The organism is Stenotrophomonas maltophilia group sp. vghtpe118, from assembly GCF_052605195.1.
In genome coordinates this window covers 1,246,136-1,261,135 of record NZ_CP199672.1, presented here as the reverse complement: position 1 = coordinate 1,261,135, position 15,000 = coordinate 1,246,136, and the positions used below count along the sequence as shown (strand labels likewise).

The window sequence follows — 15,000 nt, the reverse complement described above, 5'->3', positions numbered from 1 at the left end:
AACAGAAACGGCGGGGATCATCGATCCCCGCCGTTCTTTCACGCGATCAAAGCGCGATCAGTTCGCCGGCGGCGTGCGCTTGGCGCCTTCTTCGTCTTCTTCGTCGGCCTTGGCTTCGGCCGCCTGGGCTGCCGCATCGGCGTGGCCATCGGCGACCGGATCGATCGACGGTGTCACCACTGCATCGGCGACCGGGGCCGCAGCTTCCACCGGTGCAGCTTCAACTGCCACCGGAGCGACCGGCTGTTCGGCCACCGGCGCGGTCTCGACGACCGGCTTGGCTTCAACCACCGGAGCAGCCTCAACGATCTCCGGCTTGGCTTCTGCCACCGGAGCGGCTTCGGTAGCGGCCGGCTTGGCTTCAGCCACCGGTGCAGCCTCGACTGCCGCCGGCTTCGCTTCGATCGCCTGAGTGACTTCAGCCACCGGGGCTGCTTCCACCGCGACCGGCTTTGCTTCGACCGCCGGTGCGGCAACAGCCACCGGTTGCGCCGGGGTTGCTGCGTCGATGGCATCGAGCATGCTGGTCTGCACCGGCGAGGACACCGGCTCTGCCTTGGCTGCGGCTTCAACCGCCGCCGGCACTTCGGCGGTGATCGGTGCGGCAGTCTCGACCACGGCGCTGCTCACCACCGCCGCCGGTGCGGCGACAGCAGCGGCGGCAACACGGACCGGCTTCTCGGCTTCGACAGCAACCGGTTCGGCTTCGTCATCGAAATCGAATTCCGGCTGCGCACGGGTCGGCTGTGCGGCGGCGACCGGAGTGGCCGGGGCGGCACTGTCGACGTTCGGCTCGACGCCCTCGGCGTCATCACCCTCGTCACCCTCGTCCTGGTCATCGCCCAGGCCGTCACCACCGGCAGCGTTCTCGGCGCCACCGCGACGACGACGACGGCCGCCACGACGGCCGCGACGGCGGCGGGTTGCACCTTCGCCAGCCTGCTCGCCATGGGCGTCGGCTGCAGTCTCTTCAGCGGCAACCGCAACCACCTCGGCCTCGCCGGCAGCGGTCTCGACCGGTACTGCGTCCACCGGAGCGGCGGCCACCGGGGCAACCGGGGCGACCGGTGCAGTGGCTTCCTGCGCGGTCACCACGTTGGCGGCGACGGCGTTGGCGGCCACAGCTGCTGCCGCGGTCACACCTTCAACCGGGGCTTCGGCGACGTTGCGCTGCGGCTTCTCGGCCGGCTTGTCACCGTCCTGCTGCTGGCGCGGCTGCTTGGGCTGCTTCAGCTTCGGCTGGTTCTGGCCCTGGCCCTGCTGCTCGTTGCGCGGCTTGTTCTGCTGCTGCGGCTGCTGCTGGCCATCCTTCTGCTGCGGCTCTTTCTGCCTGCCCTGCTGCGGCTGCTGCTGGGCATTGCCGTTGTTGCCGTTGCGGCCGTCCTTGTTGCGCTGCTCACCACGGTCCTTGCGGTTGCCGCCATCCTTCTGCTGCTGCGCGTTGCCGTTGCCACCGTTGCCACGGTTTTCGTCGCGACGGTCCTTGCGATCCTTGTTGCGATCCTTGTTGCGGTCCTTGCGACCACCGTCCTGCTGCTGGCGCGGAGCCGGGGCGGCCGGAGCCGGCGCCGGCGCCGGCTCGCCACCGAACACGCGCTTGAGCCAACCGATCACGCCGCCGCTCGAAGCCGGCGCCACGGGCGCTGCCACGACCGGAGCCGGAGCGGCTGCAGCCGGAGCCGCTTCCTCGCGCACCGGGGCGGGAGAGGTGTGCTTGACCTGGGTCACTGCCGGCGGCGGGATGTTCAGCTGGCCCTTGGTCAGGGCGTGCACCGGCAGCTTGCGCGGGGTGCCGCGCTGGTAGCTGGGCTTGCTGCTCTCTTCACCGAGCTCGTTCTCACGCAGGCGGGTGACCGCATAGTGCGGGGTGTGCAGCTGCTCGTCGGCGACGATCACGATCGGCGCTTCGTGGCGTTGCTCGATCTCGCGCAGGGCGCTGCGCTTCTCGTTCAACAGGTAGTTGGCGATCTCCACTGGCGCCTGGACCAGCACCTGCCCGGTGTTCTCCTTCATCGCGTGCTCTTCGGCGACGCGGATGATCGACAGCGACAGCGACTCGACGCTGCGCATGCGGCCGTGGCCGTCGCAACGCGGGCAGACGATCTGGCTGGATTCGCCCAGGCTCGGGCGCAGGCGCTGGCGGCTCATTTCCAGCAGGCCGAAGCGCGAGATGCGGCCGACCTGCACGCGGGCACGGTCGTACTTCAGCGCGTTGGCCAGGCGATTCTCGACCTCGCGCTGGTGCTTGTTGGAGGCCATGTCGATGAAGTCGATCACCACCAGGCCGCCCAGGTCGCGCAGGCGCAGCTGGCGGGCCACTTCCTCGGCCGCTTCCAGGTTGGTCTGGAACGCGGTGTCCTCGATGTCGCTGCCCTTGGTGGCGCGCGAGGAGTTCACGTCGACTGCGGTCAGTGCTTCGGTCTGGTCGACCACGATCGAGCCACCCGACGGCAGGCGCACGTTGCGCTCGTAGGCACCTTCGATCTGCGACTCGATCTGGAAGCGGTTGAACAGCGGGATGTCGTCCTTGTAGTGCTTGAGCTTGCGCAGGGTCTGCGGCATCACCTGCTGCATGAACTCGCGGGCGTGCTCGTACATCTCCTCGGTGTCCACCAGGATCTCGCCGATGTCGGCGCGCAGGTAGTCACGCAGGGCGCGCACGATCAGGCGCGATTCCTGGTAGATCAGGAACGGGGCCGGCTTGCTCAGTGCGGCTTCGGCGATGGCGCGCCAGACGTTGAGCAGGTAGTCCAGGTCCCACTGCAGCTCTTCCGCATCGCGACCGACGCCGGCGGTACGGATGATCACTCCCATGTCGTCGGGAATGTTCAGCTTGTCCAGGGCCTCCTTCAGCGCGGCACGGTCTTCGCCCTCGATGCGGCGGGACACGCCGCCGGCGCTGGGCGAGTTCGGCATCAGCACCATGTAGCGGCCGGCCAGCGAGATGAACGTGGTCAGGGCGGCGCCCTTGTTGCCACGCTCTTCCTTGTCGACCTGGACAACGATCTCCTGACCTTCCTTCAGCAGCTCGCGGATGCCGGCCTTGTTGTGGTCGACACCGGCCTGGAAGTAGTCACGGGAGATTTCCTTCAGCGGCAGGAAGCCATGGCGGCCACCGCCGTACTCGACGAAGGCGGCTTCCAGCGAGGGCTCGATGCGGAAGATCCGGCCCTTGTAGATGTTGGACTTCTTCTGTTCCTTCGACGGCTGTTCGATGTCGATGTCATACAACGACTGGCCATCCACGATGGCAACACGCAGCTCTTCAGCCTGCGTGGCGTTGATCAGCATTCGCTTCATTGTTGCGTTCCTCGCAAGCGGCTACCGCGCGGAACGCCATGGGGTTTCGCCTCTGGACACGGCTCGCCGCCCATTCGCGCAAGCGCGGGGAGGGCGGCTTGGGTTTCCAGCGCTACGACACCACGGCAGGCCGCGGGAGCGCTTCACTCTTATGGGTTTTGGGTGTTGCAGGGCCGCAGGCAGCTGTCAGCCAGGCTGGAGCGCCACGCGGGACATGTTCAGCACGGTTGCGTGTCAGGCATCCGGCGATGGCCGGGAAGGCCGGTGAGCCGCTAACATGGCCGCCCCGCGGGCGGTGGTCGCGCACTGTGCCGGATTCGTCGGAAGCTGGGCTTCTGGCCCTGAGTAACTTCCAACGAAATCAATCCCTTATCTCGCCCCCCGAGTGTAACAGAATAAACAGCCTGATGACCGCCCAAGACCCGACCAAACCCGCTGGCGACAAGCCTTCCGTGCGCATGATCACCGTTCCCGCCGACCGCGCCGGCCAGCGCCTGGACAACTTCCTGCTCGGCCAGCTGAAGGGAGCCCCGCGCAGCCTGGTGTACAAGCTGGTGCGCAGCGGGCAGGTTCGGGTGAACGGCGGCCGCGCCAAGGCCGAGCGCAAGCTGGAGGCGGGCGATGAGGTGCGTGTGCCGCCGGTCCGTCTCAGTGAGGAAGGAGACAAGGCCGGCCCGCCAGAGGCGTTCATGCGGCGCCTGGAGCAGGCCATCGTCTTCGAGGACGCCCGGCTGCTGGCCCTGAACAAGCCCTCCGGCGTGGCCAGCCATGGCGGCAGCGGCATCAGCTTCGGTGCCATCGAGACTCTGCGCGCGTTGCGCCCGGGACAGACACTGGAGCTGGTCCATCGGCTGGATCGCGACACCTCGGGCCTGCTGATCGTGGCCAAGAAGCGTTCGGCGCTGAGCGAACTGCAGGCGCTGTTGCGTGAAGACCACGGCGCCGGCATCCGCAAGCGCTACCTGACCCTGCTGGCCGGCCGCATGCCGGACGGCGTGATGACCGTCGACGCGCCGCTGCACGTGGGCCTGCGCCAGGGTGGCGAGCGCCATGTACAGGTCAATGCGATCGGCAAGGAATCGATCAGTCACTTCCGGGTGCTGGAGCGCCGCGGCGGCCAGTCGTACTGCGAGGTGCGCATCGAAACCGGCCGCACCCATCAGATCCGCGTGCATGCCCAGCATCTGGGCCATCCGGTGGCCGGTGACGACAAATACGGCGATCCTGCGGTCAACAAGCGGCTTCGTGAGCAGATCGGGCTGAAGCGCCTGTTCCTGCACGCGGCCTCGCTGGAGTTTGCACTGGACGACGGCAAGAGCCCGTATGTGCTGAACGCGCCGCTGGCGGATGAGCTGGTCGAGGCGCTGGACCGTCTGCGCTGACGGCGGTTCGGCGGCGCCGGGTGCTCGGTCGGCGCCGTCGCTTCCCTGCGGAGAGTGGGCTTGTCACTTTCTTTGCTCGTGCAAAGAAAGTAACCAAAGAAACACGCCGCCATCCGCGAGCCGGCGCCGCGCGCCGGTGCCCTGCGCTCCTCGGTCCGCCGAGGGACGGCGCGGAACTCGCTGCGCTCAGACACCCGCGCCTCTTCGCCCTCGCCGGACCTGCGGTGCTCGGCTCGCTACAAGGCGGACCCGGACATCCGCAGCGTAGGCCCATACCCGCCCGTGACCTCTCGATACTGTGGGACGTACCAGCCGCGAAGGGGCTCAGCCCGTCGGCCGCAAACCCCTCACCATTTGAACAGCACCAGGCTGATCGCCAGCGTGCCCATGCCGGCCACCAGCCCATAAACGGTCTCGTGGCCCTTCGCATAGCGCTTGGCGGCCGGCAGCAGCTCGTCCAGTGCCAGGAACACCATCACGCCGGCAATCAGCCCGAACACCCAGCCGAAGGTGGCGTGCGACAGCGACCCGGACAGCAACCAGTAGCCGAGCGCCGCGCCCACCGGCTCGGCCAGGCCCGACAGCAGGCTGGCGCTGAATGCATAGGCCTTGTTCTGGGTGGCGAAGTACACCGGCACCGCGATCGCGATGCCCTCGGGGATGTTGTGGATGGCAATCGCAAAGGCCAGTGGCATGCCCACCGACGGGCTTTCCAGCGTGGCGAAGAAGGTCGCCAGCCCTTCCGGGAAATTGTGCGCGGTGATCGCGACGGAAGTCAGCAGCGCCACCCGCTTCAGGTACTCGCGGCTGTTCTCGCGGAACGCGGGATCCTGCTTGTCCAGGCTGTCATGCGGGTTGGGAATGAAGTGGTCGATCATCACGATCACGATCACGCCCAGCAGGAACGCGAGGGTGCCGTAGGTGAAACCGGTGCGCTCGCCATGGGCCAGTGCGAACGAAGCAATGGACTTGTTGAGGATTTCCGACAGCGACACATAGACCATCGCGCCGCCGGCGAAGGCCAGGCCGAAGGCCAGCAGGCGCGGGTTGGGGCGGCGCGAGAACAGCACCAGCAGGCTGCCGATCGCAGTGGCGAGGCCGGCCGCGAGGGTGACCGCCAGCGCAATCCAGATGTTTTCGGGGGGAATCTGCAGCATCTACCGACGCAGTCCTGGTCAACAGACAACCGCCCCGGACAGGACCGGGGCGGCGAGGGCGAGGCGGGCGCCGGCTGGCCTCGTCGGGTTGCGTGCGATCAGCCGCCGCGGCGCAGGCGCTCTTCAATGGCGAAGCACTGGTCCGGCTTCGGCTGCGGCGGGTTGAAGCTGACCGGCACCTGGATGGTGGCCGGCACCGGCTGGCCATTGCGTGTCGCGGCCTTGAACTGCCAGCCCTGCACGGCGGTTTTGGCCAGTTCGTCCAGCTGCGGGTTGCCCGCGCCAGTCAGCAGGGCGACCTCGCTCGGCTTGCCGTCGGTGCCGATGGTCACCTTGAACGTACTGGTGCCGCCCACGCCCATGCAGGCCAGTTCAAGCGGGTACTGCGGCGGCGGCGTCTTCACTGCTGCGACTTCGGTCGGCGGTGGCGGCGGTGGTGCCGGCGGTTCGGACGAGCCGCAGCCGGCCAGGCCGGTCGCAGCGATCAGGGACAGGTTCAGCAAGCGTACGTTCATGGCAGTTGCTCCGTCAGGGCCGAAGTCTTTGCCGCGCAGATGAAGTCGTTCTCGCTCAGACCGCCCACGTCATGGGTGGAAAAGCGCACGACCGCGCGGTCGTAGTGCACGCCCAGGTCCGGGTGGTGGTCCTCGCGATGGGCAATCCAGGCCAGCGCGTTCACGAAGGCCATGGTGGCGTAGTAATCCTTGAAGCGGAAGGTGCGCGTCAGGGCCTGCCCGCCCTCGCTCAGCTCCCAGCCGGGAACCTGCGGCAGCAGTTCGGCCAGGCGGGCTTCGCCGAGCTTGTGGTCGCTGCCTTTGCGTGGCACGCAACGGGCCTGGGCCAGTGGAATCAGGTCGGCCATGGGAATCTCCACCTCGTGTTGACTGAACAATGCGCCGGACGGTGTATAAACCGAATGAGCGGCTGACGCTTACTTGGCTAGAATAGCCTGATGATCCAGATCTCCGACACTGCCCAGACCCATTTCCGCAAGCTGATCGAACGCGAGGGCGTGCCTGGCATGGGCGTGCGCCTGAGCGCGGTCGACCCCGGTACCCCGCGCGCCGACGCCCGGCTGGAATTCGCCGAACCCACCGACCTGCTGGGCGACGAGTGGGCGGTGGACTGCGATGGCTTCACCCTCTATGTCGATGCCGGCAGCGTTGGCTGGCTCGACGGCGCAGAGATCGACATCGTCGCCGGCACCGCCGGTGCCCAGCAGTTGACCATCAAGGCGCCGCGCATCAAGGGTGAAGCGCCCGGTGATGCGGCCTCGCTGGTCGAGCGCGTGCACTGGGTGGTGGAGAACGAAGTCAATCCGCAGCTGGCCTCGCATGGCGGCAAGGTGGCCGTGCAGGAAGTCTCGGCCGACGGCGTGGTGCTGCTGCGCTTCGGTGGTGGCTGCCAGGGCTGCGGCATGGCCGACGTGACGCTCAAGCAGGGCATCGAAAAGACCCTGATGGGCCGCGTGCCGGGCGTGACCGCCGTGCGCGACGCGACCGACCACGACAGCGGCCACGCGCCGTACATTCCGCGCGACAACGTCGCCTGATCGCTGACGCGTGCCTCTGACCCGGGCCGAGCAACTCATCGATCTGCTGCTGGCCCGCCAGCAGCCCCGCGCCGTCCTTGAGAAGACCACGCGCCTGCCTTATGGCTGGGCGTTGTGGCTGCGCTCGCTGGGGCCGCTGCCGCGGCCGTTGCATGCCGGCGAAGTAATTGCGGTGTTGCTGCCGCGTCCGCTGCCCGGCCGGCCAGGCCAATCGCCGCAGCTGTCGCTGTGGCAAGCGTTGCGCCGTCTGTTCTGGCAGGACTGGGACGCTGCGCCGCGCGACCAGCGCTGGATGCGCTGGACCTCGGCACTGATCAGCGCACTGCTGCACCTGCTGTTCTTCATGCTGCTGCTGTGGGTGGCGGTGATCCGCACCACTGCGCCAGACGAAGAGGGTGCCGAGGGTGAGCGCGTGCAGGTGGAGTTCGTCGGCCGCGCGACCCAGGAAGGCGGGGGCGATCAGCCAGGCGCCGAAGTCGCTGCGGCCGCTGCGGCAGGTCGGGTTGCGACGGGGCAGCAGACGGGTGCCGCCACAGCTCCTGCCCCGCACCCGGCGGCTGCCGAAGCCGCCGCATCTTCCCCTGCATCCGCGCCGACCGCCAGTGTTCCTCCGCCGCCTGCCGAAGCCGAGCCGGCGCCGGTTGCCGCGCCGCCGCCTTCACCGGTCCAGGCCACCGAGGTGGCGCAGGCCAGCACGGATTTCGTGGTGCCGCCGGTCAGCGTGCCTCGAACCGAAGTCAGCGTCGTACCGCGTGACAGCACGCCCGTTGTGCGCGAGCGCAGCGTGCAGCCGGTGCAGGCGCCGCCGACGCCAAGCCAGATGCGCAGCCCGGAACTGGCCGTGCGCACGCCGCAGGTGCGTGACATCCAGGTGCGCGAACGCGAAGTCAGCATCGTCGAAGCGCCCGTCGCACCCAAACCGCTGCGCAGCCCTGAAATGCAGGTGCGCGTGCCACAGCAGGACGTGCAGGTGCGTGAACGTGAAGTGCAGGCCGTGGCCGATCCGCAGGTGCGGATGGCGGCGGTGGCCGGGCGTGAGCCCGCCGTACGCGCGCCCACCGGCCGTGATGTACAGGTGCGGGAGCGTGAAGTGGCCCCGGCAGCGGCACCGGCGGCGGCACCGGCATCCTCCAGTGGCAGTACCACCGTGGCGCCTGCGGCTGCGGCGCAAGGCAGCGCGGCGCAGACGAGCAGCAGCACGCGTCCGTCGGCCTCCAGCAGCACGGCAAACGCCGGAGCGCGCCCGGCGCCCAATCCAGGCAACTGGGCCACGCCTGCCAAGGGCGACGACTGGGGTTCATCCAGCCGTAACCGTAACGGTGCCAGCAGTGGCGCCCGCCAGGCCAGCACTGCCGGCAAGGGCAATGGCCTGTTCAATGCCGATGGCAGCGTGCGCGTGCCGGGCCAGGACGGCGATGGCCACGCCGAGCGCGGTGCGCCCGGTGGCGCCAACGACGGCTGGAGCAAGGAGCGCATCGCGCAATCGGGCACCTGGCTGAAGCGCCCGCCCTACGACTACACGCCGACCTCGTTCGACAAGTACTGGGTGCCGCAGGAATCGCTGCTGGCCGAATGGGTGCGCAAGGGCGTCAAGGCGATGGAGATTCCGCTGCCGGGCACCAACACGAGGATTTCCTGCGTCATTTCGATCCTGCAGGCCGGCGGTGGCTGTGGCCTGACCAACCCCAACATGCAGGACCAGCCGGCCGTGGCACGGCCGCCGCCGGACATCCCGTTCAAGAAGGAACTGCAGGAAGACAACGGGAGCCGCTAGGACGGCGCATCCACGCATGGCGCGGATCTACTGTGCATCCAGCTGCGCCGGGTAGATCCACGCCATGCGTGGATGATCCAATGGGGGGCACGCCCATGCCGACCAAGGTCAGCCTCTATCAGGGCGTTGCCCTTACGCGCTCTGCGACAGGAACACCCAGAACGGCACATCGCGACCGACCCAATCGCGGCTGGCTTCATCCATCACGTCCAGCAGGGTGTCGAAGTCCTTCTGTGCGGCGGCGCGCAGCGCGTCCACATCGCACAGGAACAGCGCGTAGCCGTTGGCCGGCAGCCATTGCAGATCACGCAGGTTGTCCGACAGTGCATCCCAGTTGCCGCCGAAACCGGCCGGGAAATCCAGTTGCGCGGCGAGCCGGGCGAGCAGGGTGCGCTTGTCCGTCACGCCTTCCAGATCGATGCGGATCACCTTGAGGCTGGCATCGCGCATTGCTGCGGCCAGTGCGCCGATGTCATCGCTGTCGATGGCATAGACGCCGGCATTGTTGATGTCATGCAGGCCGAGGCCGAAATCATCGTGGCTCATCACTGCGCTCCCTGGGCCGGTACGGTGAAGCTGCGGAACGATTCGTAGTGGTCGTCGGTGTAGTACCACGCCTCCGGCGGATCGCCGCCGGTGACGATGCGGCGCGTGCCACGCGTGCGTGCACCGGGAGTGTCGACGGTGTACTCGCGGTAGTAGCCACGCGGACGTTGTGGCAGCTGCTGCTCGCGGTTGCCGAAGGTAGTGCCGTCCTGGCGGTGCGGGAATGGACCGCCTCGCTGGATCAGGGCAATGGTCTGGCGTGCTTCGGTGGGCAGGAACGCGGGCAGGCCGTTGTCCCGTCCGGGCGTTGCCGTGGCAGGGGCCCGTGCGGTCGGTGTTCCCTGCAGGTCCGGTGCGAACTGTGGCGCCGGCGGCCGCTGCAGGAAATGGTTGGCGACCAGGCCGAGCAGCAGCAGGGCGATGGCGGTGATCAGCAGCCGGGGGTTGCGCATGGGCAGGGGCGGGCGAGGGTGGTGCACGCACTGTAGCGCCTGCGCGCTGCATGGCGCATGAGGAGGGTGCCGCGTCACTGCTGCGTAACAATTGCCGTCGTGCTCACTGGCAGGACGCAATTTCCTTTACATCCCCCTTGGTAATCTGCGGGTCTGTCCCCATCATTCACGGCGCACCGCCCGACATCGTCGGGTGCCCTCGCAATCAGGAGATGCATCATGGCCTACACCCTGCCCAAGCTGTCCTACGCCTACGACGCGCTGGAGCCGCATATCGATGCGGCGACGATGGAAATCCATCACACCAAGCATCACCAGACCTACATCAACAACGTCAACGCGGCGCTGGAAGGCACCGAATACGCTGACCTGCCGGTCGAAGAGCTGGTGAAGAAGCTCAAGTCGTTGCCGGAGAACCTGCAGGGTCCGGTGCGCAACAACGGTGGTGGCCATGCCAACCACTCGCTGTTCTGGACCGTGATGGCCCCGAACGCAGGTGGCAACCCGGTGGGTGACGTGGCCAAGGCCATCGACAAGGACCTGGGCGGTTTCGACAAGTTCAAGGACGCCTTCACCAAGGCGGCGCTGACCCGTTTCGGCAGCGGCTGGGCGTGGCTGAGCGTGACCCCGGACAAGAAGGTGGTGGTCGAGAGCACCGGCAACCAGGACAGCCCGCTGATGGAAGGCAACACTCCCATCCTCGGCCTGGACGTGTGGGAACACGCGTACTACCTGAAGTACCAGAACCGCCGCCCGGAATACATCGGCGCGTTCTTCAACGTCATCGACTGGAATGAAGTCGAGCGCCGTTACCAGGAAGCGATCGCCTGATCGCGGCGACGGGATGAGTGGAAAGGCCGGGGGAGACCCCGGCCTTTTCTGTTGCAGGATCCCGGCACGACCTATTCCGCCGTGGCCGTAGCGTCCTGCAGGCGCAGGGTTGCCAACACGCCCAGGCGCAGTCCGGGCAGGTCGCCGTCGGCGGGCAGCAGGATCGGCTGCTGGCGGATGCCGCCGAAGTGCTTGACCTGGAACAGCACGTCCAAGCCGTGGCCACTGGCGCCGCCGCCACTGGCCGCAGGCGGCTCGGGGCGGCCGCCGGGATTGCGCCGTGCCGGCTGGAAGCCGGGCGTGCTCCGCACCAGCTCCACCGTGCTGGCCGAAAAGTCGCCCGCGATCAGGCTCGGCATGCCTTCGGCGGTGGCGCCGATCCAGGTCATCAGGTCGCTGGTCTGGTGTTGGCGGGCAGTGGCCTCGTCCGGGTCCGGGCGCAGCCGCGCCACATAGATGTTGACCAGCGCCTCGCCCAGCTTCAGCCGCATCATGCCGGCCGCACTGAAGGTGCCGGGAGGATGCAGCAGGGTCACGCCGTCCTCGCTCACCGGCAGCCGGGTCAGCATGGCGTTGCCATGGCGCAGTGGCTGGCTGGGTGGGTCGGCGGTGACGAAGTCGCAGCTGTAGCGCAGCCGGCTGGCCAGCCAGCAGGCCGGGTTGCGGCCTTGCTGCTGCAGCACCTGCTGCACCGAGATCACGTCCGGCTGCAGGTCGGTCAGCAGTTGTGCGACCTGCTCGCGGCGCTGCTTCCATTGCGCGTCATCGCGGCTGGGCAGCTCCAGCGCGGCTACCGTCAGCTGCCGAGGTTCGCTCTCACTGGCAACGGCGGCCGGCGCCTGTGGTCGTGCCTGCGCCTGCAATGCCAGCAACAGCGCAAGGCAGCTGAGCAGGAGGCGGGCGGGGGCGAGGGGGCGCATAACGATAAGTTTACGCTTTTGCCGTGCAGGTGCCGTGACTTCCGGCAGGGCCTGCACTGCCTGCCACGGATTGGCACCGTTGTCATGCAGCCCTGCAGCGTGCTTCGCAAGCCCCGGTTCCGGTAACCTTGCGCCTTTCGCTTTGCAGGAATGCCTTACAGGATGAGCCACGACGCAGTCGCCCCCATCGCCGGCCAAGGAAAGATGCCGCGCCAGATTCCGTACATCATCGGCAATGAGGCCTGCGAACGGTTCAGTTTCTACGGGATGCGCAACATCCTGGTGCAGTTCCTGATCACCTCGCTGCTGCTGCAGGAAATCACTGCGGAAGGCCGTGCCGGTGAAGCCAAGGACATCATGCACAGCTTCATGATCGGCGTGTATTTCTTCCCGCTGCTCGGTGGCTGGCTGGCCGACAGGTTCTTCGGCAAATACCACACCATCCTCTGGTTCAGCCTGATCTACTGCGCCGGCCACCTGTGCCTGGCGCTGTTCGAGAACAGCCGCGAGGGCTTCTTCCTCGGCTTGGGCCTGATCGCGCTGGGTGCCGGTGGCATCAAGCCGCTGGTGGCCTCGTTCATGGGCGACCAGTTCGACCAGAGCAACAAGCACCTGGCCAAGATCGTCTTCGACGCCTTCTACTGGATCATCAACTTCGGCTCGCTGTTCGCCTCGCTGCTGATCCCGCTGGCACTGAAGAACTGGGGGCCGCAGTGGGCGTTCGGTATCCCGGGCATCCTGATGTTCATTGCTACCTTCGTGTTCTGGCTGGGCCGCAAGCGCTACGTGCTGGTGCCGCTGCCGCCGAAGGATCCGCATTCGTTCGCCAACGTGGTGCGTACCGCGCTGACCACGCGCGTGGCCGGCCAGGGCCGTCCGGGCCTGGTGATCGCCGTGCTCGGCCTGGCGCTGGCGGCGGCCTCGTTCGGCCTGGTCGGCTCGCTGGGCATCGTGATCTGCCTGTGCCTGGCGCTGGTGGCCATCCTCGCCGGCATCGGTGGCGGTACCTGGTTGCAGCTGGACCGCGCCCGTGGCCAGCATCCGGCCGAAGCCGTGGAAGGCGTGCGCTCGGTGCTGCGCGTGCTGGTGATCTTCGCGCTGACCACGCCGTTCTTCTCGCTGTTCGACCAGAAGGCCTCGACCTGGGTCCTGCAGGGCCAGCAGATGCAGATGCCGAGCTGGTTCACCGCCTCGCAGATGCAGGCGCTGAACCCGCTGCTGGTGATGATCCTGATTCCGTTCAACAACCTGGTGCTGTACCCGGCCCTGCGCCGCTTCGGCTTTGAGCCGACCGCGCTGCGCCGCATGACCGCCGGCATCGCCTTCAGCGGCCTGGCCTGGATCGTGGTCGGCGGCATCCAGGTGGTGATGGACGGCGGCAACGCCATGTCGATCTTCTGGCAGATGCTGCCGTATGCGCTGCTGACCTTCGGTGAGGTGCTGGTCTCGGCCACCGGCCTGGAGTTCGCCTACAGCCAGGCGCCACAGGCGATGAAGGGTGTGGTGATGAGCTTCTGGAACCTGACCACCACCATCGGCAACCTGTGGGTGCTGCTGTCGAACGCTGCCGTGCGCAACGATGCCGTGACCCACAGGATTGCCAGTACGGGCCTGAGCGAAGCGGCGTTCCTGATGTTCTTCTTCGCCGGTTTCGCCTTCGTCGCGGCGTTGGCCTTCGGTTGGTACGCGAAACGCTATCGTATGGTCGACAACTACCGTAGCGCCTGAGCCTGACATGACCCCCGTCAATCTGCTGTTGATCGCCATCACCGCCATCCTGTCGTGGATGGCGTTCAACAACCGCAAGCTGGCCGATCGCCTGATCCTGTGGCCGCCGGCCGTCGACCGCCATCGCCAGTACGACCGGCTGGTGACCTATGGCTTCATCCACGCCGACTGGTCGCACCTGATCTTCAACATGATCACCCTGTTCTTCTTCGGGGGATTCATCGAGAGCGTGATGGTGCAGCTGACCGGCAGCTACCTGACCTACCCGGCGTTCTACATCGGCGCGCTGCTGGTCTCGATCCTGCCCAGCTACCTGAAGAACCAGAAGAACCCGAACTACCTCAGCCTCGGGGCATCCGGTGCGGTGTCGGCGGTGCTGTTCGCCTTCATCCTGATCAAGCCGTGGTCGATCATCCTGGTGTTCTTCATCCCGGCACCGGCGATCATCTATGCCGCGTTCTACGTCGGCTACAGCATCTGGATGGACAAGCGCGGCGGCGACCGCATCAACCACAGCGCGCACCTGGCAGGTGCGGCGTTCGGCGTGATCTTCATGCTGGCCATGCAGCCGAGCATCTTCAACCACTTCCTGCGCGAACTCTCCAACCCGACCTTCCGCCTGGGCGGCTGAAGCGTGCCGGGGTCGGATCCTGTGGATCCGACCCCGGCGTATCCGGTTTCAGGCCTGGGTCGTGTGGCCGTAGGTATCCAGCAGGCGGGCGAATACTTCCTCGCCGATGCGCTGGAAATCCTGATCCTCGGTCTGCCCTTCCACCGCCAGTTGCAGCAGGCCCTCCAGCAGGGCGCGGTCGGTATCGGAATGGGAATCGCTGGCGTGCATGGGAGCCTCCACGGTGGTGCGCATGATCAACGGTCGCAAGGGTCGTGCCAGCCTGGCCGTACCCCGCCATAGGCGATAGCGGCCGGCGACCCTCCAGCTTGAGGGCGAAAACTGACGTGAATGGACTGGACTTGCCCCTGTTCAGGCTTCACGCGATCATGGCGCCCGGCTGCGCACCATCCACGCAGTCGCCGCAGGAGACAGTTCCATGGCTTCGGTCACGCCCCCCGGTCTGGCCTACGAGGTCGAACACGACCTGGCCAACCACCGCTTCACCGCCCGTGTGCGAGGACAGCTGGCGGTGCTGGACTACCAGATCAAGCGCAAGCGCATGGTGATCACCCACACCGAGGTGCCCGAGCCGATCGCCGGCCGTGGCATCGCCGGTGAGCTGACCCGCGTGGCACTGCGTTTCGCCCGCGAGCAGAAGTACAAGGTGGTGCCGGCATGTTCCTACGCCGAGGCTTTCCTGCAGCGGCACGAGGAGTACCACGACCTGCTCGTTGGCTGAGTGCCA

The 15,000-nt window shown here is 67.2% G+C and carries 15 protein-coding genes; 7 read left to right on the top strand and 8 right to left on the bottom strand.

The window, feature by feature from the left end:
- Positions 1-57 precede the first annotated feature (57 nt).
- Entirely contained in the window at positions 58-3,300 is a 3,243-nt protein-coding gene (locus tag ACUDTM_RS05930; RefSeq protein WP_353761195.1) for an Rne/Rng family ribonuclease, read from the bottom strand.
- 407 nt (positions 3,301-3,707) lie between these two features.
- Between ACUDTM_RS05930 and ACUDTM_RS05925 the strand changes: the two genes are divergently transcribed.
- The gene (locus ACUDTM_RS05925; protein WP_049397926.1) at positions 3,708-4,682 is read left to right on the top strand and encodes an RluA family pseudouridine synthase; all 975 of its coding nucleotides are present in this window, start codon (positions 3,708-3,710) and stop codon (positions 4,680-4,682) included.
- Positions 4,683-5,029: 347 nt separating this feature from the next.
- Here ACUDTM_RS05925 and zupT read toward each other — a convergent pair whose 3' ends face one another.
- The 3 genes from zupT to ACUDTM_RS05910 all read right to left on the bottom strand — a co-directional run bounded on the left by zupT (position 5,030) and on the right by ACUDTM_RS05910 (position 6,701).
- Positions 5,030-5,839, bottom strand: a complete 810-nt coding sequence (zupT, locus tag ACUDTM_RS05920; RefSeq protein WP_072168365.1) for a zinc transporter ZupT — start codon at positions 5,837-5,839, stop codon at positions 5,030-5,032.
- Between the two features lie 98 nt (positions 5,840-5,937).
- Positions 5,938-6,354, bottom strand: a complete 417-nt coding sequence (locus ACUDTM_RS05915; protein ID WP_111200747.1) for an energy transducer TonB — start codon at positions 6,352-6,354, stop codon at positions 5,938-5,940.
- Positions 6,351-6,701 (bottom strand): 4a-hydroxytetrahydrobiopterin dehydratase, encoded by a 351-nt coding sequence (locus ACUDTM_RS05910; protein ID WP_021203009.1) that lies wholly within the window; start codon positions 6,699-6,701, stop codon positions 6,351-6,353. The genes ACUDTM_RS05915 and ACUDTM_RS05910 overlap by 4 nt, the downstream gene beginning before the upstream one ends.
- Positions 6,702-6,791: 90 nt before the next feature.
- Between ACUDTM_RS05910 and ACUDTM_RS05905 the strand changes: the two genes are divergently transcribed.
- Both ACUDTM_RS05905 and ACUDTM_RS05900 read left to right on the top strand, forming a co-directional pair.
- Positions 6,792-7,391, top strand: coding sequence for an NfuA family Fe-S biogenesis protein (locus ACUDTM_RS05905; protein ID WP_049417239.1), 600 nt, complete (start codon positions 6,792-6,794; stop codon positions 7,389-7,391).
- A 10-nt stretch (positions 7,392-7,401) separates the two neighbouring features.
- Positions 7,402-9,165 (top strand): hypothetical protein, encoded by a 1,764-nt coding sequence (locus tag ACUDTM_RS05900; RefSeq protein WP_072168364.1) that lies wholly within the window; start codon positions 7,402-7,404, stop codon positions 9,163-9,165.
- A 132-nt stretch (positions 9,166-9,297) separates the two neighbouring features.
- On the opposite strand, the gene ACUDTM_RS05895 is transcribed toward ACUDTM_RS05900, so the two are convergent.
- Complete coding sequence (locus ACUDTM_RS05895) at positions 9,298-9,711, bottom strand: barstar family protein (RefSeq protein WP_072168363.1); 414 nt, start codon at positions 9,709-9,711, stop codon at positions 9,298-9,300.
- Complete coding sequence (locus ACUDTM_RS05890; protein ID WP_061478000.1) at positions 9,711-10,163, bottom strand: ribonuclease domain-containing protein; 453 nt, start codon at positions 10,161-10,163, stop codon at positions 9,711-9,713. Before ACUDTM_RS05890 ends, ACUDTM_RS05895 begins: the two co-directional genes overlap by 1 nt.
- A gap of 219 nt (positions 10,164-10,382) precedes the next feature.
- On the opposite strand from ACUDTM_RS05890, the gene ACUDTM_RS05885 reads away from it, so the two are divergent.
- Positions 10,383-10,994 (top strand): superoxide dismutase, encoded by a 612-nt coding sequence (locus tag ACUDTM_RS05885; protein ID WP_005410310.1) that lies wholly within the window; start codon positions 10,383-10,385, stop codon positions 10,992-10,994.
- A gap of 71 nt (positions 10,995-11,065) precedes the next feature.
- Here the strand turns inward: ACUDTM_RS05885 and ACUDTM_RS05880 are convergent, their stop codons facing one another.
- Positions 11,066-11,914 (bottom strand): endonuclease/exonuclease/phosphatase family protein, encoded by an 849-nt coding sequence (locus ACUDTM_RS05880; protein ID WP_072168362.1) that lies wholly within the window; start codon positions 11,912-11,914, stop codon positions 11,066-11,068.
- Positions 11,915-12,076: 162 nt separating this feature from the next.
- Between ACUDTM_RS05880 and ACUDTM_RS05875 the strand changes: the two genes are divergently transcribed.
- Both ACUDTM_RS05875 and ACUDTM_RS05870 read left to right on the top strand, forming a co-directional pair.
- Complete coding sequence (locus ACUDTM_RS05875; RefSeq protein ID WP_188240810.1) at positions 12,077-13,642, top strand: POT-type proton-dependent oligopeptide transporter; 1,566 nt, start codon at positions 12,077-12,079, stop codon at positions 13,640-13,642.
- 7 nt (positions 13,643-13,649) lie between these two features.
- Positions 13,650-14,273: a rhomboid family intramembrane serine protease gene (locus tag ACUDTM_RS05870; RefSeq protein ID WP_005417591.1), complete on the top strand. Its 624-nt coding sequence runs from the start codon at positions 13,650-13,652 to the stop codon at positions 14,271-14,273.
- Positions 14,274-14,321: 48 nt separating this feature from the next.
- Here ACUDTM_RS05870 and ACUDTM_RS05865 read toward each other — a convergent pair whose 3' ends face one another.
- Positions 14,322-14,483: a hypothetical protein gene (locus ACUDTM_RS05865; RefSeq protein ID WP_162911592.1), complete on the bottom strand. Its 162-nt coding sequence runs from the start codon at positions 14,481-14,483 to the stop codon at positions 14,322-14,324.
- A gap of 208 nt (positions 14,484-14,691) precedes the next feature.
- On the opposite strand from ACUDTM_RS05865, the gene ACUDTM_RS05860 reads away from it, so the two are divergent.
- The gene (locus ACUDTM_RS05860; protein WP_005417588.1) at positions 14,692-14,994 is read left to right on the top strand and encodes a GNAT family N-acetyltransferase; all 303 of its coding nucleotides are present in this window, start codon (positions 14,692-14,694) and stop codon (positions 14,992-14,994) included.
- The last annotated feature ends 6 nt before the right edge of the window (positions 14,995-15,000 follow it).

Bases quoted from the DNA above. Each gene is read 5' to 3' on its own strand.
- ACUDTM_RS05930 (WP_353761195.1), bottom strand. From the start codon at position 3,300: ATGAAGCGAATGCTGATCAACGCCACGCAGGCTGAAGAGCTGCGTGTT.
- ACUDTM_RS05925 (WP_049397926.1), top strand. From the start codon at position 3,708: ATGACCGCCCAAGACCCGACCAAACCCGCTGGCGACAAGCCTTCCGTG.
- zupT (WP_072168365.1), bottom strand. From the start codon at position 5,839: ATGCTGCAGATTCCCCCCGAAAACATCTGGATTGCGCTGGCGGTCACC.
- ACUDTM_RS05915 (WP_111200747.1), bottom strand. From the start codon at position 6,354: ATGAACGTACGCTTGCTGAACCTGTCCCTGATCGCTGCGACCGGCCTG.
- ACUDTM_RS05910 (WP_021203009.1), bottom strand. From the start codon at position 6,701: ATGGCCGACCTGATTCCACTGGCCCAGGCCCGTTGCGTGCCACGCAAA.
- ACUDTM_RS05905 (WP_049417239.1), top strand. From the start codon at position 6,792: ATGATCCAGATCTCCGACACTGCCCAGACCCATTTCCGCAAGCTGATC.
- ACUDTM_RS05895 (WP_072168363.1), bottom strand. From the start codon at position 9,711: ATGAGCCACGATGATTTCGGCCTCGGCCTGCATGACATCAACAATGCC.
- ACUDTM_RS05890 (WP_061478000.1), bottom strand. From the start codon at position 10,163: ATGCGCAACCCCCGGCTGCTGATCACCGCCATCGCCCTGCTGCTGCTC.
- ACUDTM_RS05885 (WP_005410310.1), top strand. From the start codon at position 10,383: ATGGCCTACACCCTGCCCAAGCTGTCCTACGCCTACGACGCGCTGGAG.
- ACUDTM_RS05880 (WP_072168362.1), bottom strand. From the start codon at position 11,914: ATGCGCCCCCTCGCCCCCGCCCGCCTCCTGCTCAGCTGCCTTGCGCTG.
- ACUDTM_RS05875 (WP_188240810.1), top strand. From the start codon at position 12,077: ATGAGCCACGACGCAGTCGCCCCCATCGCCGGCCAAGGAAAGATGCCG.
- ACUDTM_RS05870 (WP_005417591.1), top strand. From the start codon at position 13,650: ATGACCCCCGTCAATCTGCTGTTGATCGCCATCACCGCCATCCTGTCG.
- ACUDTM_RS05865 (WP_162911592.1), bottom strand. From the start codon at position 14,483: ATGCACGCCAGCGATTCCCATTCCGATACCGACCGCGCCCTGCTGGAG.
- ACUDTM_RS05860 (WP_005417588.1), top strand. From the start codon at position 14,692: ATGGCTTCGGTCACGCCCCCCGGTCTGGCCTACGAGGTCGAACACGAC.